The 26,919-nt window shown below is 70.9% G+C and carries 23 protein-coding genes; 11 read left to right on the forward strand and 12 right to left on the reverse strand.

Annotation, left to right across the window (positions count from 1 at the left end):
- Positions 1–5 precede the first annotated feature (5 nt).
- The 3 genes from ACO2TI_RS09590 to hrcA all read right to left on the reverse strand — a co-directional run bounded on the left by ACO2TI_RS09590 (position 6) and on the right by hrcA (position 3,039).
- Complete coding sequence (locus ACO2TI_RS09590) at positions 6–1,436, reverse strand: TolC family protein (RefSeq protein WP_423283830.1); 1,431 nt, start codon at positions 1,434–1,436, stop codon at positions 6–8.
- 104 nt (positions 1,437–1,540) lie between these two features.
- Complete coding sequence (locus tag ACO2TI_RS09595; RefSeq protein WP_423283831.1) at positions 1,541–1,870, reverse strand: hypothetical protein; 330 nt, start codon at positions 1,868–1,870, stop codon at positions 1,541–1,543.
- Positions 1,871–2,016: 146 nt separating this feature from the next.
- Positions 2,017–3,039: a heat-inducible transcriptional repressor HrcA gene (gene hrcA, locus ACO2TI_RS09600; RefSeq protein WP_423283833.1), complete on the reverse strand. Its 1,023-nt coding sequence runs from the start codon at positions 3,037–3,039 to the stop codon at positions 2,017–2,019.
- 119 nt (positions 3,040–3,158) lie between these two features.
- On the opposite strand from hrcA, the gene ACO2TI_RS09605 reads away from it, so the two are divergent.
- The 6 genes from ACO2TI_RS09605 to ACO2TI_RS09630 are packed head-to-tail and all read left to right on the forward strand — an operon-like array spanning position 3,159 to position 9,489.
- Complete coding sequence (locus tag ACO2TI_RS09605; RefSeq protein WP_423283835.1) at positions 3,159–4,064, forward strand: NAD kinase; 906 nt, start codon at positions 3,159–3,161, stop codon at positions 4,062–4,064.
- Between the two features lie 16 nt (positions 4,065–4,080).
- Positions 4,081–5,793 (forward strand): DNA repair protein RecN, encoded by a 1,713-nt coding sequence (gene recN / locus ACO2TI_RS09610; RefSeq protein WP_423283837.1) that lies wholly within the window; start codon positions 4,081–4,083, stop codon positions 5,791–5,793.
- A complete protein-coding gene (rapZ, locus tag ACO2TI_RS09615; RefSeq protein WP_423283839.1) occupies positions 5,790–6,782 on the forward strand; it encodes an RNase adapter RapZ in 993 nt (330 codons plus the stop codon). The genes recN and rapZ overlap by 4 nt, the downstream gene beginning before the upstream one ends.
- 2 nt (positions 6,783–6,784) lie before the next feature.
- Positions 6,785–7,414: an LON peptidase substrate-binding domain-containing protein gene (locus ACO2TI_RS09620; RefSeq protein ID WP_423283840.1), complete on the forward strand. Its 630-nt coding sequence runs from the start codon at positions 6,785–6,787 to the stop codon at positions 7,412–7,414.
- On the forward strand, positions 7,411–8,877 hold the full coding sequence (locus tag ACO2TI_RS09625) for a pyridoxal phosphate-dependent decarboxylase family protein (RefSeq protein WP_423283842.1): 1,467 nt from the start codon (positions 7,411–7,413) through the stop codon (positions 8,875–8,877). Before ACO2TI_RS09620 ends, ACO2TI_RS09625 begins: the two co-directional genes overlap by 4 nt.
- Positions 8,878–8,907: 30 nt before the next feature.
- Positions 8,908–9,489 (forward strand): ORF6N domain-containing protein, encoded by a 582-nt coding sequence (locus ACO2TI_RS09630; RefSeq protein WP_423283843.1) that lies wholly within the window; start codon positions 8,908–8,910, stop codon positions 9,487–9,489.
- A 36-nt stretch (positions 9,490–9,525) separates the two neighbouring features.
- On the opposite strand, the gene uvrA is transcribed toward ACO2TI_RS09630, so the two are convergent.
- The gene (uvrA, locus tag ACO2TI_RS09635; protein ID WP_423283845.1) at positions 9,526–15,420 is read right to left on the reverse strand and encodes an excinuclease ABC subunit UvrA; all 5,895 of its coding nucleotides are present in this window, start codon (positions 15,418–15,420) and stop codon (positions 9,526–9,528) included.
- Between the two features lie 124 nt (positions 15,421–15,544).
- Between uvrA and ACO2TI_RS09640 the strand changes: the two genes are divergently transcribed.
- A complete protein-coding gene (locus tag ACO2TI_RS09640; RefSeq protein WP_423283846.1) occupies positions 15,545–15,940 on the forward strand; it encodes a VOC family protein in 396 nt (131 codons plus the stop codon).
- Here the strand turns inward: ACO2TI_RS09640 and ACO2TI_RS09645 are convergent.
- From ACO2TI_RS09645 to ACO2TI_RS09655, 3 genes are read right to left on the reverse strand one after another with little or no spacing between them, the layout of a single operon-like run.
- Complete coding sequence (locus tag ACO2TI_RS09645; protein ID WP_423283847.1) at positions 15,922–17,205, reverse strand: c-type cytochrome; 1,284 nt, start codon at positions 17,203–17,205, stop codon at positions 15,922–15,924. The two genes, ACO2TI_RS09640 and ACO2TI_RS09645, sit on opposite strands and share 19 nt — an antisense overlap.
- Complete coding sequence (locus ACO2TI_RS09650) at positions 17,205–17,912, reverse strand: c-type cytochrome (protein ID WP_423283849.1); 708 nt, start codon at positions 17,910–17,912, stop codon at positions 17,205–17,207. Before ACO2TI_RS09650 ends, ACO2TI_RS09645 begins: the two co-directional genes overlap by 1 nt.
- The gene (locus ACO2TI_RS09655; RefSeq protein ID WP_423283851.1) at positions 17,912–18,094 is read right to left on the reverse strand and encodes a DUF2970 domain-containing protein; all 183 of its coding nucleotides are present in this window, start codon (positions 18,092–18,094) and stop codon (positions 17,912–17,914) included. Before ACO2TI_RS09655 ends, ACO2TI_RS09650 begins: the two co-directional genes overlap by 1 nt.
- A gap of 172 nt (positions 18,095–18,266) precedes the next feature.
- Between ACO2TI_RS09655 and ACO2TI_RS09660 the strand changes: the two genes are divergently transcribed.
- The 3 genes from ACO2TI_RS09660 to ACO2TI_RS09670 all read left to right on the forward strand — a co-directional run bounded on the left by ACO2TI_RS09660 (position 18,267) and on the right by ACO2TI_RS09670 (position 22,003).
- Positions 18,267–19,691 carry a PLP-dependent aminotransferase family protein gene (locus ACO2TI_RS09660; RefSeq protein ID WP_423283853.1) on the forward strand — a complete coding sequence of 475 codons (1,425 nt, stop codon included), beginning with the start codon at positions 18,267–18,269 and terminating at the stop codon, positions 19,689–19,691.
- Between the two features lie 112 nt (positions 19,692–19,803).
- Entirely contained in the window at positions 19,804–20,847 is a 1,044-nt protein-coding gene (locus ACO2TI_RS09665) for an alpha/beta fold hydrolase (RefSeq protein WP_423283854.1), read from the forward strand.
- 184 nt (positions 20,848–21,031) lie between these two features.
- Positions 21,032–22,003, forward strand: a complete 972-nt coding sequence (locus ACO2TI_RS09670; protein WP_423283856.1) for a hypothetical protein — start codon at positions 21,032–21,034, stop codon at positions 22,001–22,003.
- Between the two features lie 99 nt (positions 22,004–22,102).
- On the opposite strand, the gene ACO2TI_RS09675 is transcribed toward ACO2TI_RS09670, so the two are convergent.
- Genes ACO2TI_RS09675 through ACO2TI_RS09685 form a run of 3 tightly spaced genes read right to left on the reverse strand, consistent with a single transcriptional unit; the run spans position 22,103 to position 23,523 of the window.
- Entirely contained in the window at positions 22,103–22,495 is a 393-nt protein-coding gene (locus ACO2TI_RS09675) for a nuclear transport factor 2 family protein (RefSeq protein WP_423283857.1), read from the reverse strand.
- Positions 22,492–23,043 (reverse strand): AAA family ATPase, encoded by a 552-nt coding sequence (locus tag ACO2TI_RS09680; protein ID WP_423283859.1) that lies wholly within the window; start codon positions 23,041–23,043, stop codon positions 22,492–22,494. Before ACO2TI_RS09680 ends, ACO2TI_RS09675 begins: the two co-directional genes overlap by 4 nt.
- Positions 23,044–23,523, reverse strand: coding sequence for a nuclear transport factor 2 family protein (locus ACO2TI_RS09685; protein ID WP_423283860.1), 480 nt, complete (start codon positions 23,521–23,523; stop codon positions 23,044–23,046).
- A gap of 93 nt (positions 23,524–23,616) precedes the next feature.
- Here ACO2TI_RS09685 and ACO2TI_RS09690 point away from each other — a divergent pair, with 93 nt between their 5' ends.
- Positions 23,617–23,808 (forward strand): hypothetical protein, encoded by a 192-nt coding sequence (locus ACO2TI_RS09690; protein WP_423283862.1) that lies wholly within the window; start codon positions 23,617–23,619, stop codon positions 23,806–23,808.
- A gap of 30 nt (positions 23,809–23,838) precedes the next feature.
- Here ACO2TI_RS09690 and ACO2TI_RS09695 read toward each other — a convergent pair whose 3' ends face one another.
- Together ACO2TI_RS09695 and ACO2TI_RS09700 are read right to left on the reverse strand one after the other, a co-directional pair.
- On the reverse strand, positions 23,839–24,678 hold the full coding sequence (locus ACO2TI_RS09695) for an alpha/beta fold hydrolase (RefSeq protein ID WP_423283864.1): 840 nt from the start codon (positions 24,676–24,678) through the stop codon (positions 23,839–23,841).
- 31 nt (positions 24,679–24,709) lie between these two features.
- Positions 24,710–26,881 carry a D-(-)-3-hydroxybutyrate oligomer hydrolase gene (locus tag ACO2TI_RS09700; RefSeq protein ID WP_423283865.1) on the reverse strand — a complete coding sequence of 724 codons (2,172 nt, stop codon included), beginning with the start codon at positions 26,879–26,881 and terminating at the stop codon, positions 24,710–24,712.
- Positions 26,882–26,919 lie beyond the last annotated feature (38 nt).

Below are 26,919 nucleotides of genomic sequence, written 5' to 3' on the forward strand. Positions count from 1 at the left end.
TTCGTTCAGTGGCCGCCGCCCTCGGCGGGCGCGGCGGATGCGGAGGAGCGAATGGCAAATCCTGCGCCCGGCGAACGGCCGGTCAGCGCGGTCTGCAGATTGGTCTGCGCGATCCAGAAGTCGCGCAGCGCCTCGACGTAGCCCGTGACGCTCGTCACCTGCTGTCTCGCGTCGGCAAGGAGTTCAAACACGCTGATGAGCATGCCGTTGTAGCGAAGCAGGTTCTCCTCGGAGATGCGCTTCTTCAACGGCACGACCTCGTCGCGGTAGTGGCGGGCGAGGTCGTAGGTGGTGCGGTAGGCCGAGTAGGCCTCGCGCACCTCGGAGCGCGCATCGACCGCGACCTGCGCGGCGCGATGCACGGCTTGCATGTAGGTGGCCTCTGCCCGCGCGGCGCGCGTCGATCCGAAGTCGAACAGCGGCAGCTCGAGCTCGATCTCGTAGCCGTTGGCACGCGGCTCGCCGGTGACGCTCTTGTTCTGGTAGCCGAGCTCCAGCACGTTGACGAAGCGCGTGGCCCGGGTCAGGCCGAGCGACCTGGCCGTGTGCTCGGCGGCCTGCTTGGCCATCAGCACGTCGAGCCGCTTGTCCATCGCGGTCTGATCGGCGTCGCGGGGCTCGACGGGCTCCATCGGCAGGTCGGGCAGGCGCTCGGGCAGGGTGAAGCCGAGCTGGTCGCCCGACAAGCCCAGCCAGCGCGTCAGGCGCTCCCGTTCGGCGAGCGCCTGATGCCGCGCCCGCGCGAGCTGCGCCGTCGCGTCGGCGTAGAAGGCTTGCTCGCGCATCTGCGCGAGCTTGCTGAAATTGCCGACCTGGAGCATGCGCCGCGCGAGCTCGTTCGAAGCGTCGGCGGCGTCCTTGACCTGCTCGTAGTACTTGACCAGCTCCTGGGCCGCGACCGCGCTGAAGTAGGCCCTGCGCGTCTCGACGGCGATGCCGACGGCCTCGTGGGCCGCCTGCAGCTGCGCCTGCGCGAAGCGCCGCTGCTCGACCTGCGACGCGACCGGCAGCGTCAACAGCCCCAGCACGTCGAACATGACGGAGCGCTCGATCTCGACCACGCCGCCGGCCTCGCGCAGACGCCCGAAGCCAAACGACGGATTGCGCAGCCGTCCGGCGCGAACCAGCTCGGACTCGGCGATGCCCAGCTCGCTGAAGCTGGCCTGCAGGCCGCGGTTGTTCAGGTAGGCCAGCTCGACGGCGCTGTCGGCCGTGAGCGGCTGTTTGAGCAGCTCGGCGATCCTGGCGCGCGCGGTGTCGACGTCGCCGGCCGTGCGCTGGTAGGTGCTCGCCAGGCCGGTGCGTTCCTGGGTCAGCTCGGCAACCCGGCCGGCACCGCCGTCAGGCGAAAAGGAGGCGCAGCCGGCCAGCACCAGCGCCCACCACGGCAAGCACCGCGCCACGGCAGGCACGCGCCTGAGGAGAAGGTCGTTCATTGCTCGAAACCATGTGAGTCGTCGGCCGGTGCATGTCGGCCGGAGGACGCCCGTGCGCCGCGCGCACGAGCCCCGTCAAGCCTCTCGAAGAGGCCTCGAAGGGGTCAGATGGTTCGGGGCGGCCGCTCCTGGCCGCCGCAGACGAACGACGGTGCGGGCGGCGAGAGCGCGGGGAACTCGGCGTCCGCCAGGTCCGGCGGATCGAGCAGGGTCTGCGGCTCGCTCACGAATGGCGTGAGCGAGCAGAAGGCCGAGCACAGGTTGCACTTGTCGAACGCGCCGTCCTCGTGGCCGTGGTCGGCGTGGCCGGCGCCGGCATGGTCGGCACCGTGGTCGTGGCCGCCGCCCGCACCGTGGTCCATGTGATGGCCCGCCGGCTCGCCTTGCAGGCGCAACTCGCTTTGCAGGCCGCTGCCGCCGGGCGGGCACAGCATGGCCGCCGCCACCGCGCCCCGGACGGGAAGCAGGAGCGCCAGCACAAGCAGGAGACAGACGCGCAGGGACTTCACGACGACGAGGTTAGCAGAGGGACCGGCCGCCACGATAGACCTTGCCACGGTGACAAGGTCAAGCGATCGGCCTACTTCTGGCTCAGCGCGTGCGTCACCAGCCGCGACGTGATGTCGACGATCTGGATCATGCGGTCGTAGGCCATGCGCGTCGGCCCGATCACGCCCAGCGTGCCGACGATCTGGCCGTCGACCTCGTAGGGCGCCGAGACGATCGACAGCTCCTCGAACGGCACCACCTGGCTCTCGCCGCCGATGTAGATACGCACGCCCTCGGCGCGGCTGGACGTGTCGAGCAGGCGCATCAGCTGCGTCTTCTGCTCGAACAGCTCGAACAGGCGACGCAGCGAGCCGAGGTCGTTGCCGAAGTCCTGCACCGTCAGCAGGTTGCGCTCGCCGGAGACCACGAGCTGCTCGGAGGTCTCGGCCTGCGCCTCGCTGCTGACCTGCACCGCCACCTGCATCAGCTGCGCGATCTCGCCGCGCAGCTGCTCGACCTCGTGCTGCAGCCGTTCGCGCACCGCCTCCAGCGTGAGGCCGGCGTAGTGCGCGTTGACGTAGTTGGTGGCCTCGACGAGCTGGACGGGCGTGTGGTCCTGCGCGGTGAAGATCACGCGGTTTTGCACGTCGCCGTCGGGCGAGACCAGGATCACCAGCACGCGCCGCTCGCCCAGGCGCATGAACTCGATGTGATGGAACACGCTCGCCTTCTTGGGCGCCGTGACCACGCCGACGAACTGCGACAGGTTGGACAGGATCTGCGCCGCGTGCGCGATCACGCGCTGCGGCTGGTCGGGCTGGATCTGCTCGCGCGCCTGTTCAAGCTCCGCCGGCGATTCGCCGACCGGGCGCGCGGTCAGCATGGTGTCGACGAAGAGGCGGTAGCCGCGCGCCGTGGGCACGCGCCCGGCCGAGGTGTGCGGGCTGGCGATGAGGCCCAGGTCCTCCAGGTCGGCCATCACGTTGCGGATGGTCGCCGGCGACAGCTCCAGCCCCGAGGCGCGCGACAGCGTGCGCGAACCCACCGGCTGCCCGTCGGCGATGTAGCGCTCGACGAGGGCTTTCAGCAGGGTCTTGGCGCGTTCGTCCAGCATGTCCGGCGGGCTTCGCAATCGTGATTTTCATTGTAGGTGCGGCCCCACGCACCCCATGCGCGTACAAGCCCTTGCCGCACATCCCTGTGGTGTAATTTGCCGCACCCGAACGCACGCTCATGGCCAACCGGTTCCGTCATGCCGCCCTCGTGGGCAAGTACCAGGCGCCGGGCAGCCGTTCGGTGCTGGCCGATGTCGCCGAGTTCCTGCTCGGTGCCGGCGTCGAGGTCTCGCTCGAGCGCGACACCGCGCTGAACACCGGCCTCGCCGACCACCCCACCCTCACGCCCGACGAGATCGGCGCGCAATGCGACCTCGTCGTCGTGGTCGGCGGCGACGGCACCATGCTCGCGGTCGCGCGCCAGATGGCGCGCCATGGCCTGCCGCTGGTCGGCATCAACCAGGGCCGGCTGGGCTTCATCACCGACATCCCGATCGCCGAGCTGCGCGAGTCGCTCGCGCCCATCATCGCCGGCGAGTACGAGGAAGAGCAGCGCACCATGTTGGCCGGCTGCGTCACGCGCGAAGGCGCGAGCGGGCGCACCGACCGCATCTTCGAGGGCTTCGCGGTCAACGACGTGGTCGTCACGCGCGGCGCGACCGCGGGCATGGTGGAGCTGCGCATCGAGATCGCCGACCAGTTCGTCGCCAACATCCGGGCCGACGGGCTGATCCTTTCCTCGCCGACCGGCTCGACGGCCTATGCGCTGTCGGCCGGCGGGCCGATCCTGCACCCGGGCATCGCGGGATGGGTGATGGTGCCGATCGCGCCGCACACCTTGTCCAACCGCCCGATCGTGCTCCCCGACGACGGCGAGGTCACCTTGCAGATCGTCGCCGGCCGCGACGCGAGCGTGAACTTCGACCACCAGGGCCTGGCCAGCCTGCTGCACGGCGACCGCGTGCACGTGCGCCGCAGCGAGCACCGAGTGCGCTTCCTGCACCCGCGCGGCTGGAGCTACTACGCGACGCTGCGCCGCAAACTGCACTGGAACGAAGGCGTCGTGCACGACGCCAATCCATGAACCGCTTCGTGATCCCATGCTGAGACGTCTCGCGCTGCGCGACTTCGTGATCGTTCGCGAACTCGAACTCGATTTCGCCGCCGGCTTCTCGGTGCTGACCGGCGAGACCGGGGCCGGCAAGTCCATCCTGATCGACGCGCTGCAGCTCGCGCTCGGTGCGCGCGGCGATGCCGGCGTCGTGCGCGAGGGCGCGGCACGCGCCGAGGTCAGCGCCGAGTTCGATGCCGCCGGCGACGCGCTCGCCGCGTGGCTCGCCGAAGCCGGCTTCGAGCCCGGCGAGGCCGGCGACCCGCTGATCCTGCGCCGCACGATCGACGCGCAAGGCAAGAGCCGCGCGTGGATCAACGGCGGCACCGCCACCGTCGCGCAGCTGCGCGAGCTCGGCGAGCACCTGCTCGACATCCACGGCCAGCACGCCTGGCAGGGCCTCACGCGCGCCGACGCGGTGCGCGCGCTGCTCGACGACTACGCCGGCCTCGACACCACCGCCCTCGCCGCCGCGCATGCGAACTGGCGCGCCGCACGCGAGGCGCTCGAGCGCGCACGCCACCAGCAGGCCGACCTCGACCGCGAACGCGAGCGCCTGGCCTGGCAGATCGGCGAGCTCGACAAGCTCGCACCGGCCGAGGGCGAATGGCCCGAGCTCGAAGCCGAGCACCGGCGCCTGTCGCATGCGCAGGCCATCATCGACGCGCTGCAGGCGGCCATCGACGCCGCGAGCGAGGCCGACGACTCCGCCGAGTCGCGCTGCGCGCAGGCGATCGACGCGCTCGAAGCGGTGGTCGAACACGACGCCGCGCTGGCCGAGCCGCTCGATGTGCTCAGGAGCGCGCAGGCGCAGCTGCAGGACGCCGCGCACACGCTGGTCTCGCGGCTGCGCCACGGCGAGCTCGACCCGGATCGACTGGCCGAGCTCGACGCGCGCCTGGGCGCCTGGATGAGCCTCGCGCGGCGCTTTCGCCGCCCGCCCGAGGAACTGCCCGCGCTGCTTTCGCAATGGCGCGACGAGCTCGCGCAGGTCGATGCCGCCACCGACCTCGCCGCGCTCGAACGCACGCTCGCCGCCGCGCGCAGCGCCTATGACCGCGAGGCCCAGGCCGCGACGCGCGCACGCCGCGCCGCCGCGCCCAAGCTGGCCGCCGCGGTGAGCGCCGCGATGCAGCAGCTCGGCATGGCCGGCGGTCGCTTCGAGGTCGCGCTCGAGCCCTTGCCCGAGCCGCAGCGCTCGGGCATGGAGGCGGTCGAGTTCCGCGTTGCCGGACACGCCGGCAGCACGCCGCGCGCGCTGGCCAAGGTGGCCTCGGGCGGCGAGCTCTCGCGCATCGCGCTGGCGATCGCGGTGACCACCAGCGAGTTCGAGAACCAGCAGGGCCACGGCGCCGCGACGCTGATCTTCGACGAGATCGACGCCGGCGTCGGCGGTACGGTGGCCGACACCGTGGGCGCGCTGATGCGGAGGCTGGGCCGCGATCGGCAAGTGCTGGCGGTCACCCACTTGCCGCAGGTCGCCGCCTGCGCGGACCATCATTTCGTCGTCGCCAAGGCGAGCAGCGGCGGGCGCACCGAAAGCAGCGTCAAGCCGGTCGAAGGGCCGGTTCGCGTCGCCGAGCTCGCGCGCATGCTGGGCGGCGACGCCGGCGGCGGCACCAGCCTCGCGCACGCGCAGGCGCTGCTGGCGGCCGCCGCGCCGCCTGAAGCGCCAGGTACGAAACGGAAGCAACGCGCATGAGTCAGACCGGCATGAACGAGGCTGCTGACTCCGGCCGCAGCGCCGGGCCGCCCCAAGCAAGGCCGGACCCTCTCGGAGGGTCGCCCGCCGTCCCCGGCGAGCGGGGAGCCGACAACCATCGGGAGGTCGTTCTCGTCACCGGCATCTCCGGCTCCGGCAAGTCGGTCGCGCTGCACGCGCTCGAGGACGCCGGCTTCTACTGCGTCGACAACCTGCCGCCCGAGCTGCTGCGCGAGTTCCTCAAGCTCGAGAGCGAGCGCGGCATGCGTCGCCTGGCGATCGCGATGGACGTGCGCAGCGCCGCGTCGCTGCCGCACCTGCTGCCGCTGATCCTGCGCCTGGGCACCGAGGGCGTGATCGTGCGCTCGGTCTTCCTCGACGCCAGCACCGACGCGCTGGTGCGCCGCTTCTCCGAGACGCGCCGCCGCCATCCGCTGACCAATGACGACACGCAGGACGGCCACCGCGCGCTGATCGAGGCGATCGAGCTCGAGCGCAAACTGCTCGCCGACCTGCGCGACGTCTCCACCGTGGTCGACACCAGCTCGCTGCGCCCGACGCAGCTGCGCGCCTGGATACGCCAGATGGTGCAGGCGGTCGGCGGCTCGCTCACGCTGGTGTTCGAGTCCTTCGCGTTTCGCAACGGCGTGCCGCTCGACGCCGACTTCGTCTGGGACGTGCGCGTGCTGCCCAACCCGCATTACGTGCGCGAACTGCGCCCGCTCAGCGGCTGCGACCTGCCGGTGGCCGAGTACCTCGAAGCGCAGCCCGAGGTGAACGAGATGCTCGCGCAGATCCAGGCTTTCCTGGCACGCTGGTTGCCGGCCTTCGAACAGGACCAGCGCGCCTACCTCACCGTCGCGATCGGCTGCACCGGCGGCCAGCATCGTTCCGTCTACTTCGCCGAGCAGCTCGCGAAGGTCTTCCGCGACCGCACACCGACCTTGGTGCGCCATAGAGAACTGGACGCGCGGACCACCGCGCCCTGACCGTGCCCGATTCCGTTTCCTCCGAGCCGTTCGAGCTGCCGCTGTTCCCGCTGCAATCGGTGCTCTTTCCCGGCGGCCTGCTCGGGCTCAAGGTGTTCGAGGCGCGCTACCTCGACTTGATGGCCGACTGCCTGCGCGAGCGGCGCCCGTTCGGCGTCGTCGCGTTGACGCAAGGCGCCGAGGTGCGCGGCGCGAGCAAGGCGCCCGTGGTCTTCGAGCGCGTGGGCTGCCAGGCCGAGCTGATCGAGGCCGACAGCGCCCAGACCGGCATCCTGCACGTGCGCTGCCGCGGCACGCACCGCTTCGCGACCGAGTCGACGCAGCAGCAGGACGACGGTCTGTGGACCGCGCGCGTCACGGCGCTACCCGACGACGAGGTCGTGTTGCCGACCGAGGCACTGATCGGCTCGGCCAAGGGCCTGGCCAACGCCATCGCAGCGCTCAAGGCGCAGGGCACCCAGCCCTTCCTCGAGCCCTACCAGTTCGACAGCGCCGGCTGGCTCGCCAACCGCTGGTGCGAGATCCTGCCGATCTCGCTGGCCGCCAAGCAGAAGCTGATGGAGCTCGAGGATCCGCTGGTGCGGCTGCAGCTGGTCGACGAGTTCCTGCGCGGCAAGGGCGTGGTGAGTTGACGCGCGACGCCGCGCTCGCGATGCCGGCGGACGAGTTCCGCGCGCTCGGTCACGCCCTGGTCGAGCGCATCGCGATCACGCTGGAGGGCCTGCGCGACCGGCCCGTGATGCCCGACGCGACACCCGCCGAAGTGCGTGCGCTGGTCGGCGCGGCGAACCCGCTGCCGCGCGTCGGCCAGGATGCCGCGGCGCTGCTCGACGAGGCGATGGCGCTGCTGCTCGAGCGCTCGCCGATCACCGGCCATCCGCGTTTCCACGGCTACATCGCCTCGTCGCCGGCGCCGATCGGCATGCTCGCCGAGCTGCTCGCCGCGGCGCTCAACGCCAATGTGAGCCTGTGGCGGACCGCGCCGGTGGCCAGCGAGATCGAGGCGCAGACGCTGCGCTGGCTGGCCGAGCTGGTCGGGCTGCCCGAAGGCGCGGGCGGCCTGCTGACCAGCGGCGGCAATTCGGCCAACACGGTCGCCTTGCTCGCCGCACGCCACGCGGCCGGCGACGGCGCGCGCGCGATCTACGCCTCGCGCGAGACGCATGGCTGGCTCGCCAAGGCGGTGCGCATCGCCGGCCTCGGCGACGACGCGGTGCGCTGGATCGAGACCGACGAGCGCCAGCGCCTGCACCTCGATGCGCTGCGGGCGCGGCTCGACGGCGATCGCGCGCAAGGCATCGCGCCGCTGACGGTGATCGCCACTGCCGGCACGGTGAGTACCGGCGCGGTCGATCCCTTGCGTGCAATGGCCGCGTTGTGCCGCGAACGCGGCCTGTGGCTGCACGTGGACGGCGCCTACGGCGCGCCCGCGGCCTGCCTGCTCGCCGACGCGACGCTGCGCGCGTGGCTCGGTGACGCCGCCGACGACCTGGCCGCGCTCGGCGAGGCCGACTCGCTCGCGCTCGATCCGCACAAGTGGCTCTACGCGCCGCTGGAAGCCGGCGGCCTGCTGCTGCGCGAACCGCAGCGCCTGCGTGCGCTGTTCGCGCAGCGGCCGTCGTACTACGCCGCGCCGTCGCAAGACGACGCCGAAGGCATCGACTTCCACGAACTCGGCCCGCAGAACTCGCGCGGCTTTCGCGCGCTGAAGGTCTGGCTGATCCTGCGCATGGCGGGGCGCGACGGCATCGCGCAGATGATCGCCGACGACATCGCGCTCGCGCAGCGGCTGCACGCCGCGGTGTGCGCGACGCCGCAGCTCGAGGCCGGACCTCGAGGACTGAGCATCACGACGATGCGCTACCGGCCCGCAGATTGGCGCGGCAGCGAAGACGAACTCGACGCGCTCAACCGCGCGCTGCTCGACGCGCTGCAGCGCGACGGCCGCGCCTTCCTGAGCCCGGCGGTGGTCGATGGGCGCTTCTGGCTGAGGGCGTGCGTGGCGAACTTCCGCACCGAGATGCGTGACGTGGATGCATTGCCGGCACTGATCATGGCAATCGGTGATGACTTGATGTCCCATCTGCCGCAGTGACGGCCATTCGGCCGCCGGAACTGCGTCGACATGCCGAACCCGCGTCCCCAGGGCAACAGCACCCCGGTTCTGCCCCACATCGAGAGCCGCATCCTGACGTTGCGCGGCCACAAGGTCATCATCGACGCCGACCTGGCCGAGCTGTACGGCGTACCGACTGGCGCGCTCAACCAGGCAGTCAAGCGCAATTCCGCTCGATTCCCGGCGGACTTCATGTTCCAGCTGTCGACCGCCGAAAGGGCGGAGGTGATCACAAACTGTGATCACCTCGCGAAACTCAAGTTCTCGCGCTCGCTGCCGTTTGCCTTCACCGAACACGGGGCGATTCAGGCCTCCAATGCGCTGAACTCGCCGCGTGCGATCGAGATGGGCATCTATGTCGTGCGCGCCTTCGTTCGAATCAAGCAGTTCATTGCCTCGCACGCCGAGCTGGCTCAACGCCTGTCCGAGTTGGAGACCAAGACGGACGGGCTCGCACTCGATCACGACGCGCTCAGTCGCGAGACGCGTCATCAGATCCGCCAGATCCTCGAGGCGCTGCGCGCGTTAACAGCTCCACCCGATCCGCCCAAGCGGCCGATCGGCTTCGTCACGCCAGAAGCGCGCCGCTAGCGCGGCCTGCCGCAGAGGCAGCCCTGCGGCAGCACCTCATAGCGCGAGAGCTGTGCTACCACCGCGCGCCTGCCCCCGCGCCAACACCGGCGCCAACGCCACGCCGGTATGCGTCCCCGCCGCGACGATCTCCTCCGGCGATCCCGCCCCCACCACGCGCCCGCCGCCCGAGCCGCCTTCCGGCCCGAGGTCCAGCACCCAGTCGGCCTCGGCGATCACGTCGAGGTCGTGCTCGATCACGACGACGCTGTGGCCGCCGTCCACGAGCCGGTGCAGCACGCGGATCAGCTTCTCGACGTCGGCCATGTGCAGGCCCACGGTCGGCTCGTCGAGCACGTAGAGCGTGTGCGGTGCCTTCTGGCCGCGACGGCCGATGTCGTCGCGCACTTTGCTCAGCTCCGTCACCAGCTTGATGCGCTGCGCCTCGCCGCCCGAGAGCGTGGGCGAAGGCTGACCCAGCGTCAGGTAGCCCAGCCCCACGTCCTTCAAGAGCTGAAGCGGGTGCGCGATGCTCGGCATCGCGGCGAAGAACTCGACCGCCTCGTCGACTTCCATCTGCAACACGTCGCCGATGCTCTTGCCGCGCCACGTGACGGCCAGCGTCTCGGGGTTGAAGCGCGCGCCGTGGCAAAGGTCGCACGGCACCTTCACGTCGGGCAGGAAGGCCATCTCGATCGTGCGCAAGCCCTGGCCTTCGCAGCCCGGGCAGCGGCCTTCGCCGGTGTTGAAGCTGAAGCGCCCCGCCGCGTAGCCGCGCGCCTTGGCTTCGAGCGTCTCGGTGTAGAGCTTGCGGATCGTGTCCCAGAAGCCGATGTAGGTGGCCGGGCAGGAGCGCGGCGTCTTGCCGATCGGCGTCTGGTCCACTTCGAGCACGCGGTCCACCGTGTCGAAGCCGCTCAGTCGATCGCAGCCGGTCCAGGCCGGCGCGGTGCCGGCCGCGAGCTGCTCGCGCCCGGCCTTGCTGCCCTTGAGCGCGACGGCCGCCTGCACGTTGGCCAGCAGCACGTCGCGCGCGAGCGTGCTCTTGCCGGAGCCGCTGACGCCGGTGACGGCGACCAGGCGGCGCAGCGGGACGCGCACGTCGATCGTTCGCAGGTTGTGCAGCGTCGCGCCGTGAACGATGAGCCATTCGCCACCCTCACCCCGACCCTCTCCCGCCCCGGCGGGAGAGGGAGCAATTCCGGTCTGCTCCCTCGCCCCTTTGGGGAGAGGGCTGGGGTGAGGGGCCGTCACCGCCCTGCGCGCCTGCAGCGGATGCACCAGCGGCTTCTCGAGGAAGCGGCCGGTGATGGAGTCGTCGTGCACGCGAAGCTCCGCCGCCGTGCCTTGCGCGATCACGCGGCCGCCGCGCTTGCCGGCGCCCGGGCCCATGTCGATGATGTGGTCGGCACGGCGGATCGTGTCCTCGTCGTGCTCCACCACCACCAGCGTGTTGCCGTTCTCGCGCAGCTTGGCCAGCGCATCGAGCAGCACGCGGTTGTCGCGCGGGTGCAGGCCGATGGTCGGTTCGTCGAGCACGTAGCACACGCCCTGCAGGTTGCTGCCGAGCTGCGCCGCGAGCCGGATGCGCTGCGCCTCGCCGCCCGAGAGCGTGGGCGCGGCGCGGTCCAGCGTCAGGTAGCCCAGGCCCACGTCTTCGAGGAAGCCGAGGCGGCTCCTGATCTCGGTGACGACGTCGCGAGCGATCGCGGCCTCGCGGCCGTCGAGCTTCTGCTGCTCGACCCAGCGTCGCGCGTCCACGACCGACTTGGCCGCCAGCGAGGCGATGTCGGCATCACGAAAGCGCACCGCGCGCGAGACCTTGTTGAGCCGCGCGCCGTGGCAGGTGCCACAAGGCGCGTCGGCCACGTCGTCGACCTCGGGCTCGGCGAAGCTGCGCTCGCGCCCGCCGTTGTCCTCCTGCACCGAGTCGTCGAGCGCCTTGCGCTGCTCGCGCGTCAGCGTGAGGCCGGTGCCCACGCAGTCGGGGCACCAGCCGTGCTTGCTGTTGTAGGAGAACATGCGCGGGTCCAGCTCGGGGAAGCTGGTGCCGCATGAAGGACACGCGCGCTTGGTCGAGAACACCTTGGCGCGGCCGATGCGACCGGTCGGCGTGCCGGCGATCATCGCGGCCTTGAGGCCATCCAAGGGCGCGAGCAGATGGGCGACGCCCTTGCCGTGCTCGAGCGCAGAAGCCAGCAGCGCGCGCAGCTCGGCTTCGCGCTCGGGCTCGACCACCAGGTCGCCGACCGGCAGCTCGATCGTGTGTTCCTTGAAGCGGTCGATGCGCGGCCACTTGTCGGTGGGCAGGAACTCGCCGTCGACGCGCAGATGCGAATGGCCGCGTTGTTTCGCCCATTTGGCGAGGTCGGTGTAGACGCCCTTGCGGTTCACCACCAGCGGCGCGAGCAGGCCGATGTGCTGGCCGCGGTAGTCGCGCATCAGCTGCGCCGCGATCGACTCCGGCGTCTGCGGTTGCACCGCGACGCTCGCGTCCGCCGTGCAGTGCGGGCAGAACTGCGTGCCCAGCTTCACGTAGAGCAGGCGCAGGAAGTGCCAGACCTCGGTGGTCGTCGCGACCGTGCTCTTGCGACCGCCGCGCGACAGGCGCTGCTCGATCGCCACCGTCGGCGGGATGCCGTAGACCGCGTCGACCTCGGGCCGGCCGGCCGGCTGCACGATGCTGCGCGCGTAGGCGTTGAGGCTTTCCAGGTAGCGGCGCTGGCCCTCGTTGAACAGGATGTCGAAGGCCAGCGTGCTCTTGCCAGAGCCGCTGACGCCCGTGACCACGCTGAACTGCCCGCGCGGGATGTCGACCGACAGGCCCTTGAGGTTGTGCTCGCGGGCGTTGACGATCTGGATGAACTGTCCTGCTCCCTCTCCCGCGTGCGGGAGAGGGTTGGGGTGAGGGCCAGGCCGGCTGCGCCTGAGGGCTTGTTGCAGGGACGGGCCGTCGCCCTCACCCCTACCCTCTCCCGCCAGCGGGAGAGGGAGCTTTTCTTTCACCTCGACGCGGGCGCCGTTGAAGCCCAGGGCCTGCTCGTAGTCGCGCAGCGCGGCGCCGGTGTAGGAGCGTGGATGCGCCTTCAGGTCATCCGGCGTGCCCTCGGCCACCAGCTCGCCGCCGGCCTCGCCGCCGTCCGGCCCCAGGTCGACGATCCAGTCGCTCGCGCGGATCACGTCGAGGTTGTGCTCGATCACCAGCAGCGAGTGCCCGGCGTCGAGCAGCTTGCGGAAGGCCCGCATCAGCTTGGCGATGTCGTCGAAGTGCAAGCCGGTGGTCGGCTCGTCGAACAGGAACAGCGTGCCCTTCTTCGCGACGCGCTGCGCCGGCTGCCCTGCCGCTTCGGCGAGAAAGCCCGCGAGCTTGAGCCGCTGCGCCTCGCCGCCCGAGAGCGTGGGCACCGGCTGGCCGAGCTTGACGTAGTCGAGCCCCACGTCGGCCAGCGGCGCGAGCGTGCGGATGACCTCGCGGTCGACCGCGAACAACCGCACCGCATCGGCGACGGTGAGCTCGAGCACGTCGGCGATCGACAGGCTCTTGCCCAGGCGCTCGACCTTGACCTCGCGCAGCTCGGCGCGGAATCGCGTGCCGTCGCAGTCGGGGCAGCGCAGGTAGACGTCGGAGAGGAACTGCATCTCCACGTGCTCGAAACCCGAGCCGCCGCAGGTCGGGCAGCGGCCGTCGCCGGCGTTGAAGCTGAACATGCCGGGGCCGTAGCCGCGCTGCCTGGCCATCGGCGCGTCGGCAAAGATCGCGCGGATTGCGTCGAAGGCGCCGACGTAGCTCGCCGGGTTGGAGCGCGCGGTCTTGCCGATCGGGCTCTGGTCGACGAACACCGCCTCGGCCAGCCAGTCGGCGCCGAGCAGGCGGTCGTGCTCGCCCGGCGATTCGGTCGCCTTGCCGAAGTGGCGCGCCAGCGCCGGGTAGAGCACGTCTTGCATCAGCGTGCTCTTGCCCGAACCGGACACGCCGGTCACGCAGACCAGGCGCTGCAGCGGGAACTCGACCGACACGTCCTTCAGGTTGTGCTCGCGCGCACCTTCGAGAATGAGCTTGGGCGTGTTCGCGTCGACCAGCCGGCGCATGCCGAGCCCGATGCTGCGACGCGCGCCGAGATAGCTGCCGGTCAGCGTCTCGGCACCCTTGAGGTCCTCGGGCGTGCCGTCGAAGACGATGCGACCGCCCTGCGTGCCGGGGCCGGGGCCGAGGTCGATCACGCGGTCGGCCGCGAGCATCACCGCCGGGTCGTGCTCCACCACCACCAGCGTGTTGCCGGCGTCACGCAGCCGCAGCATCGCCTCGTTGATGCGGTGCATGTCGCGCGGGTGCAGGCCGATGCTGGGCTCGTCGAGCACGAACAGCGTGTTGACCAGCGAGGTGCCGAGCGCGGTGGTGAGATTGATGCGCTGGACCTCGCCGCCGGAGAGCGTGCGGCTTTGCCGGTCCAGCGTGAGGTAGCCGATGCCGACGTCGCACAGGTACTTGAGCCGGGTGCGGATCTCGTCGAGCAGCAGCTCCAGCGCCTCGTCGAGCATCGACGAGTCGAACTGCAGGCCGTCGAAGAAGCGGCGCAGCCGGTCGATCGGCAGCAGCATCAGGTCGTGCAGGCTGAGGCCGGGCAAGGCTTCCAGCTGCTCGCGCGACCAGGCCACGCCTTGCGGCAGGAAGCGTTTCGCCGGCACCAGCACCGCATCGGCGTCTTCCTTCGAGCCCAGCCGCCACAGCAGCGACTCGAGCTTGAGCCGCGCACCGCCGCAGCTCGTGCACGGCGTGTAGCTGCGGTACTTGGACAAGAGCACGCGGATGTGCATCTTGTAGGCCTTGCTCTCGAGGTACTCGAAGAAGCGCTTGATGCCGTACCACTGCTTGTTCCAGTTGCCCTTCCAGTTGGGCGTGCCGTCGAGCACCCAGCGGCGCTGCTCGTCGGTGAGCTGGCTCCACGCGGTGTCGCGCGGGATGCCGGCTTCGCCGGCGTACTTCATCAGGTCGTCCTGGCATTCCTTCCAGGCCGGCGTCTGCAGCGGCTTGATCGCGCCGGAACGCAGGGTCTTGCGCGCATCGGGGATCACCAGGCCCCAGTCGACGCCGATCACGCGGCCGAAGCCGCGGCAGGTCTCGCAGGCGCCGAAGGCCGAGTTGAACGAGAACATCGACGGCTGCGGATGGGCGTAGCGCAGGTCGCTGTCGGGGCTGTGCAGGCCTTGGCTGTAGCGCCAGATCTCGGGCTCGCCATCGTCGGCCGCCATCACGTAGACGTTGCAGCGCCCGCCGCCGCGCTTGAACGCGACTTCCAGCGCCTCGATCACGCGCGACTTCTCCGTGCCGCCGAAGCGAAAGCGATCCGCCACCACATCGAGCAGCGTCCGCGGCCCCGCCGGGGTTGCCACCTCGCGCCGCGCCTGCACGCGCGTGTAGCCGCTCGCCGCGAGCCACTCTTCGACCTGCGCATCGCTCACGCCGGCCGGCAGCTCGACCGGAAAGGTCACGATCAGCCGCGGATCGCCCGCGGCCACGGTGCGCGCCTGGAGGTCGCGGTAGACCGATTCCGGGTCGTCCTCGCGCACCGGCCTGGCGGTCTGGCGATCGAACAGCCGCGCCGCGCGCGCGAACAGCAGCTTCAGGTGATCGTTCAGCTCGGTCATCGTGCCGACCGTCGAGCGCGAGGTGCGCACCGGGTTGGTCTGGTCGATCGCGATGGCCGGCGGCACGCCTTCGACCGCGTCGACCGCCGGGCGGTCCATGCGGTCGAGGAACTGGCGCGCATAGGCGGAGAAGGTCTCGACGTAGCGGCGCTGGCCCTCCGCATACAGCGTGTCGAACACCAGGCTCGACTTGCCCGATCCGCTGGGCCCGGTCACCACGGTCAGCTCGCCGGTGCGAATGTCCAGGTCCAGGTGCTTGAGGTTGTGCTGGCGGGCGCCGCGGATGCGGATGACACCGGAAGTCATGGTGTACGGGCGGGGCGTGGGCAGGGGGAGCGGAAGATTCTAGGGAGGGCTGCTGCCACCGCGGTGTCAGCAAGGGCAAGGCCTTGCGCAAGCGACACTGCAGCCGTTCATCCAGGGAGATGCCATGTTCTCGCACGTCTTCGTCGGCGTGACCGACTTCGATCGGGCGCTGGCCTTCTACAGCGCGCTGATGGCCTGCCTCGGCATCGAGCCGCGCTTTTGCGAACGGCAACGGCCGTGGGCCGGCTGGCAGAGCGCCGGCGGCGCGCGGCCGCTGTTCCTGATCGGCACGCCGTTCAACGGCCAGCCGCACGCGCCGGGCAACGGCCAGATGACGGCCTTCCTGGCCGCCGACCGTGCGATGGTCGACCGCGCCTACGCGGTCGCGCTCGCCAACGGCGCCGCCTCGGAGGGCCCGCCCGGCCTGCGCCCCGAGTACCACGCCGACTACTACGGCGCCTACTTCCGCGATCCCGACGGCAACAAGCTCTGCGTGGCCTGTCACTCGCCGCCGGCCTGAACCCCTCGCGCGCGCATCACCTGCAACGGCAGCACCTGCGGCGCCTGATTGCCCCAGGCGTTGCGCACATAGGTCGCCACCGCGGCGATGTCGGCATCGCCGTATTCCAGGCCGATCGGCGGCATGCCGTAGGGCCTGGGGTTGCCGCGCGTGGCCGGTGCGAAGCCGCCCAGCACGATGGCCTGCACGACATTCGCGCCTGATGACATCGTGACGCCGCGATTGCCGGCCAGCGGCGGGTAGGCGCCGGGCACGCCCTGGCCCTGCTCGCCGTGGCATTGCGCGCAGCGGTCATCGTAGATGCGCTTGCCGCGCGCGAGGATCGAGGCGTCGATCTCGGGTGGGTCGTGCTTCGGTGGCTTGGCCTGCGGCAAGTCCTTGAGGAACACCGCCATCGCGGTGAGGTCCTCGTCGCTCAGGTGCTGGGTGCTGCGAAACACCACCTCGGCCATCGGGCCCATCACCGCGCCGCGCGAGGTGGTGCCGGCGCGCAGCAGGTCGACCACGTCTTCGAGCGGCCAGTCGGCCACGCTGGCCTCCTCGCGCGACGCGAGGGAGGGCGCGTACCAGTTCTGCATCGGGATCAGGCCGCCGGAGAGCTCGACCGATTCGCTCGTCGCGCCGAGCAGATTGCGGTTGGCGTGGCAGGCCACGCAGTGGCCCAGGCCGCGCACCAGGTAGCTGCCGCGGTTCCACTGCGCCGACTTGTCAGGCTGCGGCTCGTGCACGCCGGGGCGGAAGAACAGCGTGCGCCACAGCGCCAGCGCGGCCTGCGTGTCGTAGGGAAAGCGCAGCTCGTGCGCGCGGTTGGGCTGCGCCACCGGCGGCAGGCTCAGCAAGAAGGCGTAGATCGCATCCGAATCCTCGCGCGTGACCTGCGTGAAGCTCGGGTACGGGAACGCCGGGTAGAGCAGGCGGCCGTCGCGCGCGCGGCCGTGGTGCATCGCGCGCCAGAACTGCGCCGAGCTCCAGCCGCCCAGGCCGTGCGTCGGATCGGGCGTGAGGTTGGGTGCGTAGATGGTGCCGAACGGCGTCGCGATGCCGCGCCCGCCGGCATAGGCCGCGCCGCCGCGCGTGGTGTGGCAGCCGGCGCAGTTGCCGGCGCGCGCGAGGTAGGCGCCGCGCGCGATCAGCGCGGGCGACGAGATGAACGTGGGCGCTGCCGCCTCCTCGGGCTCGTCGCGCAACTGCCAGGCGATCGCCGCCAGCACGGCTCCCAGCAGCAGCGCGACCACGCTCGCGATACCGATCAACCAGCGCCGCATCACCGTCCCCCGCTGCCGCACTCGAGCGGCAGCTTCGTGCCCGCGGGCAGCGGCGGCGCCTTCGCATCGGCCGGCACTGGCTGCGACGCGAGCCACACCGCCACCGCGTTGACCTCCTGCGCCGAGAGCTTGCGCGCGATCTCGCCCATGCAGTCGGGTTCGACCGCGCGGCGCTGCCCGTCGCGCCAGGCGCCGAGCTGGCCGACCAGGTACGCATGCGGCAAGCCCAGCAGCCCCGGCATCGACGGCGACAGGCCCGTCATCGACGCGCCGTGGCACTTGACGCAAGCCGGGATGCCGCGCGCCGCGTCGCCCTCGTGCACCAGCCGGCGCCCCTGCTCGATCGGCTGCGCGGCGGCCTGGCTCACGGCCGGCGGCGCGTAGGGCAGGTCGAGCGACGCGAAGTAGGCGGCGATTTCGCGCAGGTAGTCGTCGGACAGGTGCTCGACGAAATAGGTCATCGTCGCGTTGCGCCGGCGGCCGTCGCGAAAGTTCAGCAGCTGGTTGTAGAGATAGCCCGCCGGCTTGCCCGCGATGCGCGGGAAGTAGCCCTCGGGCGTGGCACGCCCTTCCTTGCCGTGGCAGGCGGTGCAGGCCTGCAGGCGCTGCGCCATGGTGTCGAGCTTGGGGTCGGCGGGCGCGGCGGCCCCAGCGCCGGCGCCGACCAGCGCCAAGGCGAGCGTGACGAACGCGCTGCGCACGATCATCAGTGCCCCGCCGCCAGCGTGGCCACCAGTGCGAGCACGGCCACCAGGCCGCCCGCCAGCGCCACGGCCGCGACCACCAGCGCGCTCGGGCGCACCTGCGCGAACTCGTCGACCGCGCCGCTGCGGCGGCGAATGCCGATGAAGCTCCACAACACCATCCGCACGTAGCGCAACCCGTTCATGACCTGACCTCGTCGATGCCGCGACTGTGCTCCCGCGCCCGTTGCGCCACAAGACTCAGTTCCGGCGAAAAAGAGCAGATCAGATGTCTCGCGGGTCTTGCGTCACAGGGCGCAGACGCGCCCAGTACAGTGGACCGGATCGCACCGCACACCGGATCAGATCCGCCACCGCATGAAGCGCTACGAACAGCTCGCCGACGAGATCGCGGCCCTGATCCGCGGCGGCGCGCTGCGCGCCGGCGAACGCCTGCCCTCGGTGCGCCAGACCAGCGTGAGCCGGCAGGTAAGCCCCTCGACGGTGTTCGAGGCCTATTACCTGCTCGAGGCGCGCGGCCTGGTGCGCGCGCGGCCGCGCTCGGGCTACTACGTCGTGCCGGCGCGGCCCGCCGCCGCGCCGCCCGAGCCGCAGGCCTCGAAGCCGCCGGCGCGCTCGGTCGACGTGGCGATCAGCGAGCTGGTGTTCCAGGTGCTGGGCTCGGTGCGCGACCGCGAGGTGGTGCCGCTGGGCTCGGCCTTCCCGAGCCCGGCACTGTTTCCGCTGCCGCGCCTGGCGCGCGACCTGGCCGCGGCGATGCGCGAGCTCGACCCGTGGCGCACCGTCGAAAGCCTGGGCCCCGGCCACGAGACGCTGCGCCGCCAGCTCGGGCTGCGCTACGCGGCCGACGGCATGGCGCTCGACGCGCAGGAGATCGTGGTCACCAACGGCGCGATGGAAGCGCTGAACCTGAGCCTTCAAGCCGTGACCCGGCCCGGCGACCTGGTCGCGGTGGAGTCGCCCACGTTCTACGCCGCGCTGCAGGCGCTGGAGCGGCTGCAGCTCAAGGCGGTGGAGATCGCCACGCATCCGCGCAGCGGCGTCGACCTCGACGCGCTCGCCGCCGCGCTCGACCGGCACCCGATCAAGGCCTGCTGGTTCATGCCCAACTTCCAGAACCCGCTCGGCAGCCTGATGCCCGAGGCGAACAAGCAAGCGTTGGTGGCGCTGCTGGCCGCGCGCGGCATCCCGCTGATCGAGGACGACGTCTACGGCGAGCTCTATTTCGACAGCCGCCGCCCGCCGCCGGCCAAGGCCTGGGACCGCCATGGCCTGGTGATGCATTGCAGCTCGTTCTCCAAGTGCCTCGCGCCCGGCTACCGCATCGGCTGGGTCGCCGGCGGGCGCTTCGCGCAGCGCATCGAGCGCATGAAGCTGATGACGACGCTGGCCGCGCCCATCCCCTCTCAGGAGGCCTTGTCGCGCTACCTGCAGCGAGGCGGTTACGAGCGCCACCTGCGGCAGCTGCGCCAGTCACTGGCTTCACAGCGCGACATCGCCTTGCGGCTGGTGGCAAAGCACTTTCCGGCCGGCACGCGCGTGACGCAGCCCGAGGGCGGCTATTTCCTGTGGCTCGAACTGCCGCGCGGGGTCGATGCGCTGCAACTGCACCGCCTCGCGCTGTCACATCGCATCAGCCTCGCGCCGGGACATCTGTTCTCGGCGGAGCACGCGCGCTTCGGGCATTGCGTGCGGATCAACTACGGGCACCCCGAGGATGGGCGCTTCGAGGAGGCGATGAAGGTCGTGGGGAGGTTGGCGGGGAATCTCGGCGCGGCGTGAGGACCGTGCATGCGCTTGCGCCCGCTGTGGTCGCGCTTGAATCCCAGGCGCGAGTTGTCGCTGGCCGCAGCCTGCCCGAAAATCCCGCATGGCGATCCGGCAGCAGATCCGCATGTGCACCGCCCGCGACGGCGCCCGGCTGGCCTACGCGGTCACGGGCAGCGGACCGCCGCTGGTCAAGGTCGGCAACTGGCTCACGCACCTGGAGTTCGATCTGCACAGCCCGGTCTGGGGCTATCTGATCGAGGCGCTCTCGCAAGACCATCAACTGTGGCGCTACGACCAGCGCGGCACGGGGCTGTCGGACTGGGATGTCGACCGCTACGATTTTGACGACCAGGTGAACGACCTGGAGTGCGTGATCGACGCCGCCGGGCTGAAGCGCTTCGCGCTGCTGTGCGTCTCGCAGGGCACGCCGGTGGGGATTGCCTATGCCGTGCGCCACCCCGAGCGCGTGACCCATCTGGTGATACACGGTGGCTACGCGCGCGGTCGGCGCCGGCGCAGCGACGACCCGAAGGCCATCGAGACGGCCGAGACGATGCTCAAGCTGGTGGAACTCGGCTGGGGCAGCAACGACCCATCGTGGCGGCAGTTCTTCACCATGCAGTTCATCCCGGGCGGCACGGCCGAGCAGCACGACTGGTTCAACGAGCTGCAGCGCCGCTCCACCTCGCCGGCCAATGCGGTGCGCATGCTGCGCGGCTTCGAGGCGGTAGACATCACGCCGCTGCTGCCCCAGGTGCAGTGTCCGACGCTGGTGCTGCACGCCACCGGCGACCTGCGCGTGCCGTTCGCGGAGGGGCGGCGGCTGATGGGCGGGATTCCCGGCGCTCGCCTCGTGCCGCTGGCCAGCGCGAACCACCTGATGGTGCCCGACGATCCCACCTGGCCCGCGTGGCGCGAGGAAGTGCGCGACTTCCTCGGCTCCGCCCGCGGCGAGGCAGACGCGCGCTTCGCAGCACTGACCCCGCGGGAGCGCGAGCTGCTCGAGCTGATGGCGCGCGGTCGCGACAACGCCCAGATCGCCGCGTCCATGGAACTGAGCGAAAAGACGGTTCGCAACCACATCACCAGCGTGTTCGCGAAGCTCGAGGTGGAGAACCGTGCGCAGGCCATCGTGCGTGCGCGCGACGCCGGTTTCGGGGCGGCCTGACGCCGCGTTCCCCCTCCGGCCGGCGCCGCCGGGCGTGCGGCTCGGGACACTGGCCCCACCCGATCGTTCGGTTTCGGGGCACGACGCGCCGAGTCTGGGGCCGCCGCCTCATGCACCCCGAGGTGCTCCTCGCAACGATGGCGTCACGTCGATCCGACGCTTCAAGCCTTCCGAGGAGACCATCATGCCCACTTCCACGACCACTGACCCCCGCTATGCCAAGTGCATCGACAACTCCAAGCGCGTGCGCTGGGAGATCGACCGCGACGTGATCCGCGGCCGCCGCTTCGACCGCTCGAAGGCCTTCATGCCCGCCGGCCTGTCGCTGGTCGGCGAGATGGACTTCCTGAACGACGACGAGCGGCGCCTGCTCAGCCAGGTGCAGGGCCGGACCTACGCCTACCTGTTCGGTCTGGTCGAGCGCTTCATCGGCGCCAAGACGATGGAACTCGGCCGCGCCGAGGCGTTCGGCGACCAGGTTGCCGTCGAGGCCCTGGTGCGCATGGCCGACGAGGAGCTGAAGCACCAGGAGCTGTTCCGCCGCCTCGAGCTCATGATGGCCGACGACATGCCCGCCGGCTATGTGAAGACTGCCGACCCTGACGCCGTTGCGCAGGTGGTGCTCGGCAAGAGCACCTGGGCCGTGATGGCGCTGACCCTGCATATCGAGCTGTTCACGCTGGCGCACTTTCGAGCCAGCATCGAGCCTGACGCCGGCCTCTGCGAGCTGTGGAAGGACGTGTTCCGCTTTCACTGGCGCGAGGAATCCCAGCACGCCATGCTCGACGAACTGGAGCTGCTGAAGGAAGACTCTCGGCTGACTGCATCGCAACGCAGCGTCGCGGTGGACGAACTGATCGAACTCGTGGGCGCGGTCGACGGGATCCTGCAGGCGCAGGCGAAGGCCGACAGCGCCTACTTCTGCGCCATGACCGGCCACGGTCGCGACGAGGCGCGCGCGCGTCGGATGGAAGACGCCATTCTCAAGGCCTATCGCTGGCAGTACATCGTCTCGGGGGTGATGGAACCGCGATTCCAGAAGACGCTGTTCTCGCTGGTCGACTCGCAGCAGGCGGCGCGCATCCAGAGCGCCCTGGCACCGCTGGCCTATGCCGTGCCGAACGCGCACGACATGCCGCTGCCGGTGGCGGCCTGAAGCCCCGGACGACCGCTCGCCGGCCCGGTGCCGGCGGGCCTCCACGAGGATGTCGAGAGGCCCGGTCGGCAGATAGCCGAGCTCTTGCACCGCCCCGCCTCACCCCATCCTCTCCACCAGATGCCGCCGGTTCTGCACCGCCTCGAAGGGCTCCGGCCAGTACTCGACCATCGCGACGATCTTCCCGCCGCGCACGGTGAAAAAGGACACCGGCTCGGCCTGCTGCACGCCATCGCTCACGCTCACCTGCGTGACCACCTGCTCGCCCGAAGCCACGAGGCGGTTGATCGTGAAGCGCCAAGGCCCGTGCGCGGGGTACTCGGCGTTCATGCGCACGAAGTTCTCCGCGCCGACGATGCGTTCCTTCGACTGCGGCCACTCGACGACGAAGCCGTCGCCGAGCACGGTCTTCACCGCAGCGAAGTCGTTGCTGGCCATCAGGCGCCAGAACTCGCGCACGATGGCTTCGGCGCCGGGGTCGGTTTCGCTCATGTCGCTTGGCCGGCGGCGGCCGGCGGGTGGCTCATCGATTCGAGAAAGCGCCGCGCCTCGCGCGGCGTGCGCAGTTCGATCCAGTGCAGGTGCGCATACGCAGCATCCCCGCGCAGCTCGGCGTACTTGCGCCGGTTCTTATGAAAGGTCGTCAGCGACCACAGCACGATCGACTCCCTGGAGAAGAACGCCCGGCGAAGGGTCTCGCGGTTGCCGCTCCACAACGGTTCGCCCAGCAAGCTGCGCCTGAGCGTTCGCCCGATCACGCGCGCAATCACCACGCCGCGGCCGAAGTTGAGCCAGACGATGTGCGTGGCGCGCGACCACAGCACGTCTCGCACGACGCCGTAATTGCCGTCGGCGACCCAGCGCTCGGCCTGCGTCGCAGCGCGAACGCCTTCGATGAACTCGCTCTTGCGCCGCGGCGTCCAGTCGGCGGCCCAGTGCAGGGCGTCGAGTTCCACATGAGGCGCCTGCTGCGCCTTCGCCAGCGCGCGCGCCAATGTCGACTTGCCGCAGCCGCTCGTGCCGATGATGACGTAGCGCATCTACGGTATCCGCGAGATCTGCACGCTCACGATGCGCCAGCGCCCGTCGCGCTTCACGTAGACGTCGATGTAGCGGTAGTGGGTCGCGAACGGCCGGCCCTGGTAGCGCCCGCTCATGCGCGTGCGGCCGCTGAGCAGCGCCGTGTCGCCGTACAGGCGCACCTCGAAGTCCTCGACCGTATAGGGATCGATCTGCAGGTCCGGCGACATCAGGTCGTCGACGAACGAGGGCTTGCTCTCGACGTTGCCGGCGCCGTCGATCTGGCGGAAGTCGTCGGCCATGTTGGCCTCGATCGCCGCGCGGTCCTTGCGCACGATGGCCTGGTCCCAGCGCTCGGCCTGGGCGGTGAGTTCGGCGACCGTGCGGCCGGCCTCCGGCGGGACGCCAGCACAGGCCGACAGCAGCCAGGCGGCCAGGCCCGCGAGCGCGACGTGGCGCACCAGCAGCAGACGGCGGGGCGTCGAAGGACGGTTCGGCATGGGATCGATCACGGTTGTCGGAGACCGGCCGCAGTGTCGCAAGTCTGTGATCCAATCGCGGCTCCTCCCGTCGTTGCGCCCCGAGGATCAGCCGTGAAGTCCCCCCGCGAGGCCCCCCAAAGCCCCATCCAGGAGCGCCGCTCCGGCCAGGACCGCCGCCGGCACGATCTGCCGCCTCCCACCGGCATCGAGCGCCGCCGCTCGATCGAGGCGCGCAAGCCCGAGGTGCGCGAGCTGGAGATGACGGATACCGAGTGGGGCCAATTGCTCGACTCGCACGAGTGACCGGTCGCTGCATTCGCACGGCGGCTGCACTCAGTGCCCCGCGAAGAACCGCTCCACCAGCTCGAACTGCGCCGCCGTGTTGAGCGCCGGCGCGTGCCCGCAGCCCTCGATCTCGACCACCGCCGCGCGCGGGCCGCGGTGGCGCATCTGCTCGGTGGTCTCGCGCAGCAGCAGGTCTGAATCGACGCCGCGCAGGCATAGCACCGGCAGCGTCAGCGTGTCCCACTCGTCCCACAGCTCGTAGTCGTTCGGGTGGTCGATGAACTGGCGCACCATCTGTGGGTCGTAGTGCGGCGTCACACGGCCGTCGGGCAGGCGGCGCACCGAGGTTTCGGTCAGGCGGCGCCACTGCGCGTCGCTGAGCCAGCCATAGGGCTTGTAGACGGTGCGGAAGTAGGTCTCCAGCTCGGTCACGGTGTCAAAGGCCGCCGGGCTGCCGGCGTAGCTGCGGATGCGCTCGATCGCCGGCGCCGCGAGGCTGGGGCCGTTGTCGTTGAGCAGCAGGCGGCGCAGACGGCCGCGCAGCGGGCCGGCCGCGGCCTTGATGCCGATCGCGCCGCCCATCGAGGTGCCCAGCCAGTGGAAGCGCTCGATGCCGAGCTGGTCGACCAGCGCGGTGGCGAGCCGCGCGTAGAACGCCAGGCAGTATTCGCTGCCCGGCTCGGGGCTCCACTGCGAGAGGCCGCGGCCGATGGTGTCCGGGCAGATCACGCGCCAGCGCTGCGCCAGGTGCGCCGCGATGTCGTCCATGTCGCGGCAGGTGCGCGCCAGGCCGTGCCAGGCGATCACCACCTCGTCGTGCTGCGCGCCCCACTCGAGGAAGTGCAGTTCGCGGCCTTCGCAGCGCAGGTAGCGGGAGGTGGCGTTCATGGTCGGCTCGGCTGGCGCATCGCGCGCAGGGTCAGTCCGGGATGCGCAGCGTGTTGTCGCTGAACTCGATGCGGTCGCCCGCGGCCGGCGCCAGCGCGATCGGCGGCACGTTGGCCGCGGTGAGCGCGGGTGCCGCGCCGGGCGTGCCGCCGCGCGGCACGGTGCGCACCACCTGGCTGGGCGGCAGCGCCTGGCCTTGCGCGAGGTGGCCGTACATCGCGTCGAGCGCGCGGAACAGGTACAGGTGCAGCGAGACGTAGCGCGTGTCGTAGCCCGGCAGCACCGCGGGCAGGCCGATGAAGCCGTCGAAGTGCTGCGCGTGGGTCACCTCGATGTACGACAGCCGGCTGCCCTGCCCTTCGACGCGCTTGTTCAGCGCGGTGTAGGGCCGCGAGGTGTGATTCACCGGCAGCAGCGCATCCGAGCGGCCGTGCACGATCAGCGTCGGCTTGCCGTGCAGGTTGCCGCTGCGGCGCGTGGCGTCCAGCCCGGCCTGCAGCGCCAGCGCGTTCGCGTCGCTGCCCGTCACCAGGTTGCGCAGGCACAGCGCGCCGTCGACGTTCATGTCGGCCGCCAGCGTGCTGGGCGAGACCGAGGCCACGTCACGGCGCGGCCCGCCGACGCTGCGGTTGTTGATCATCTGCACGCCGCTGTTGGGCGGCACGCCGTTGCCGGTGGCGAACATCTGCGCCACCGCAGTGGCAGCCAGCGGCGCCGGCGCGGCGGTGGCGTCGATGCCGGCAAAGCTGTAGCCGCACAGGTGGTCGCTGACGCGCGTGCGCGCATAGGCGTTGGCGAAGGTCACGCTGACCGCGGAGGCGATCTCGAACGCGGCATGCGAGGCGTGCAGCGGATCCGACTCGGCCTCCCAGCCGTAGCCGCGCAGCCTGGCGAGCGCCTCGTCGGCCTGTGCCGCGGTGGTCTCGGCCGTCAGCAACCCCTTGGCCTTGAGCGAGGCGCAGCGGTTCGCCGCAACGAAGCCGAACACCGCCGGCAGCGCATAGGTCGACTGGAACGGCGTGCCCGCCAGCTGCGCCGACAGCGACGCGCAGGGTTGGTAGACGTTGGCCCAGGTCGTGAAGTCGATCAGCGGCTTGCCGATCGTGGGCACCGGCACGCCGCCGCGCTCGACGGTGACGCCCAGGTTCGCGGGCAACTCGACCGCCGGTTCGGTGACGGCCACGCCGTCGATCAGGCCCTGCGCGTCGAGCTCGGCAGCCGCGAGCGCGGCGCCGCCGCCGTTGGAGATGCTCGAGGCGATCACCAGCGTGTTCCTGGGCTGGATCTGCTTGACCGCGAGGCCGGTGCCGGTGCGCGGGCTGTAGCGCTCGTTGAGCACCCAGAACGCGAACTCGACCGCCTGCAGCGTGAAGCGGCCCCAGTCGGCCTCGGGGTTGCGACCCGAGTGCGCGTGCTTGAACGCGAAGCGGTGCGGCGTCGCGGCGTTGAAGGCGGCGAGTTCGGTGGCATCGAGCCCGGCGTTGAAGTGCGCTGCGCTGCTGGCCGCGGCGGCCGTGGCGCGCGTGCCGTCGATCAATGACACCGTGTCGGCCATCAGGTCGTGCGGCGCGCCGCCGGTGCCCTTGTCGGTGTAGGCCACCGCGCAGCCACGCTTGAGGCCCCACTCGCCGGCCGAGATCGCGCCGTAGACGCCGCGCGAGCCCGACGAGGTGGCGGTCATGATGCAGGCGCGGTCAGGGTCGAACGAGTCGGGCACCTGCACCATCAGCGTCACGTTGCGCCGGCCGCCGCCGTCGTCGCTGTAGGCCAGCACCTCGACGCCGGCGACCTTGCCGTCGTTGGGCAGCGTCGTGCCGCCGGGCCCGACGGTCGGGCCGTACAGGCTGCCGTAGCCGCCGGCCGCCGTCATGTCGACCAGCGCGCGGTAGTTGTTGTAGATCGCGGCGCGGCGCAGTTCGGCGGCGGTCGGTGCGGTGCCGTCGACATAGCCGGGCGGAATCGCCGAGGCCAGGCCGGCGGCGCCGAGGCCGGCGGTCAGCAGATCGTCGCTCGCGCCGTCGTAGACCGTCGTGCGCACCGGGCCGGACACGAAGGCCGGCAGGCGATTGAGGTTGCTGTGCTGACTGGACTGCGCCCGCGCCGTGGGCAAGGGGTCGCCCTCGTTGGCGCCGCCGCCGCATGCGGCCAGCATCGCGGCGGCCGCCATGGCCAGCATGCCTTGCCTGATCTCTCCTGCCTTCATCGTTGCCTCCTTGTCGGACTGCTTCTGAAGCCGGCGAT

The sequence above is a fragment of the Caldimonas sp. KR1-144 genome, from assembly GCF_049446155.1.
Taxonomy (GTDB): Bacteria; Pseudomonadota; Gammaproteobacteria; order Burkholderiales; family Burkholderiaceae_C; genus Rivibacter.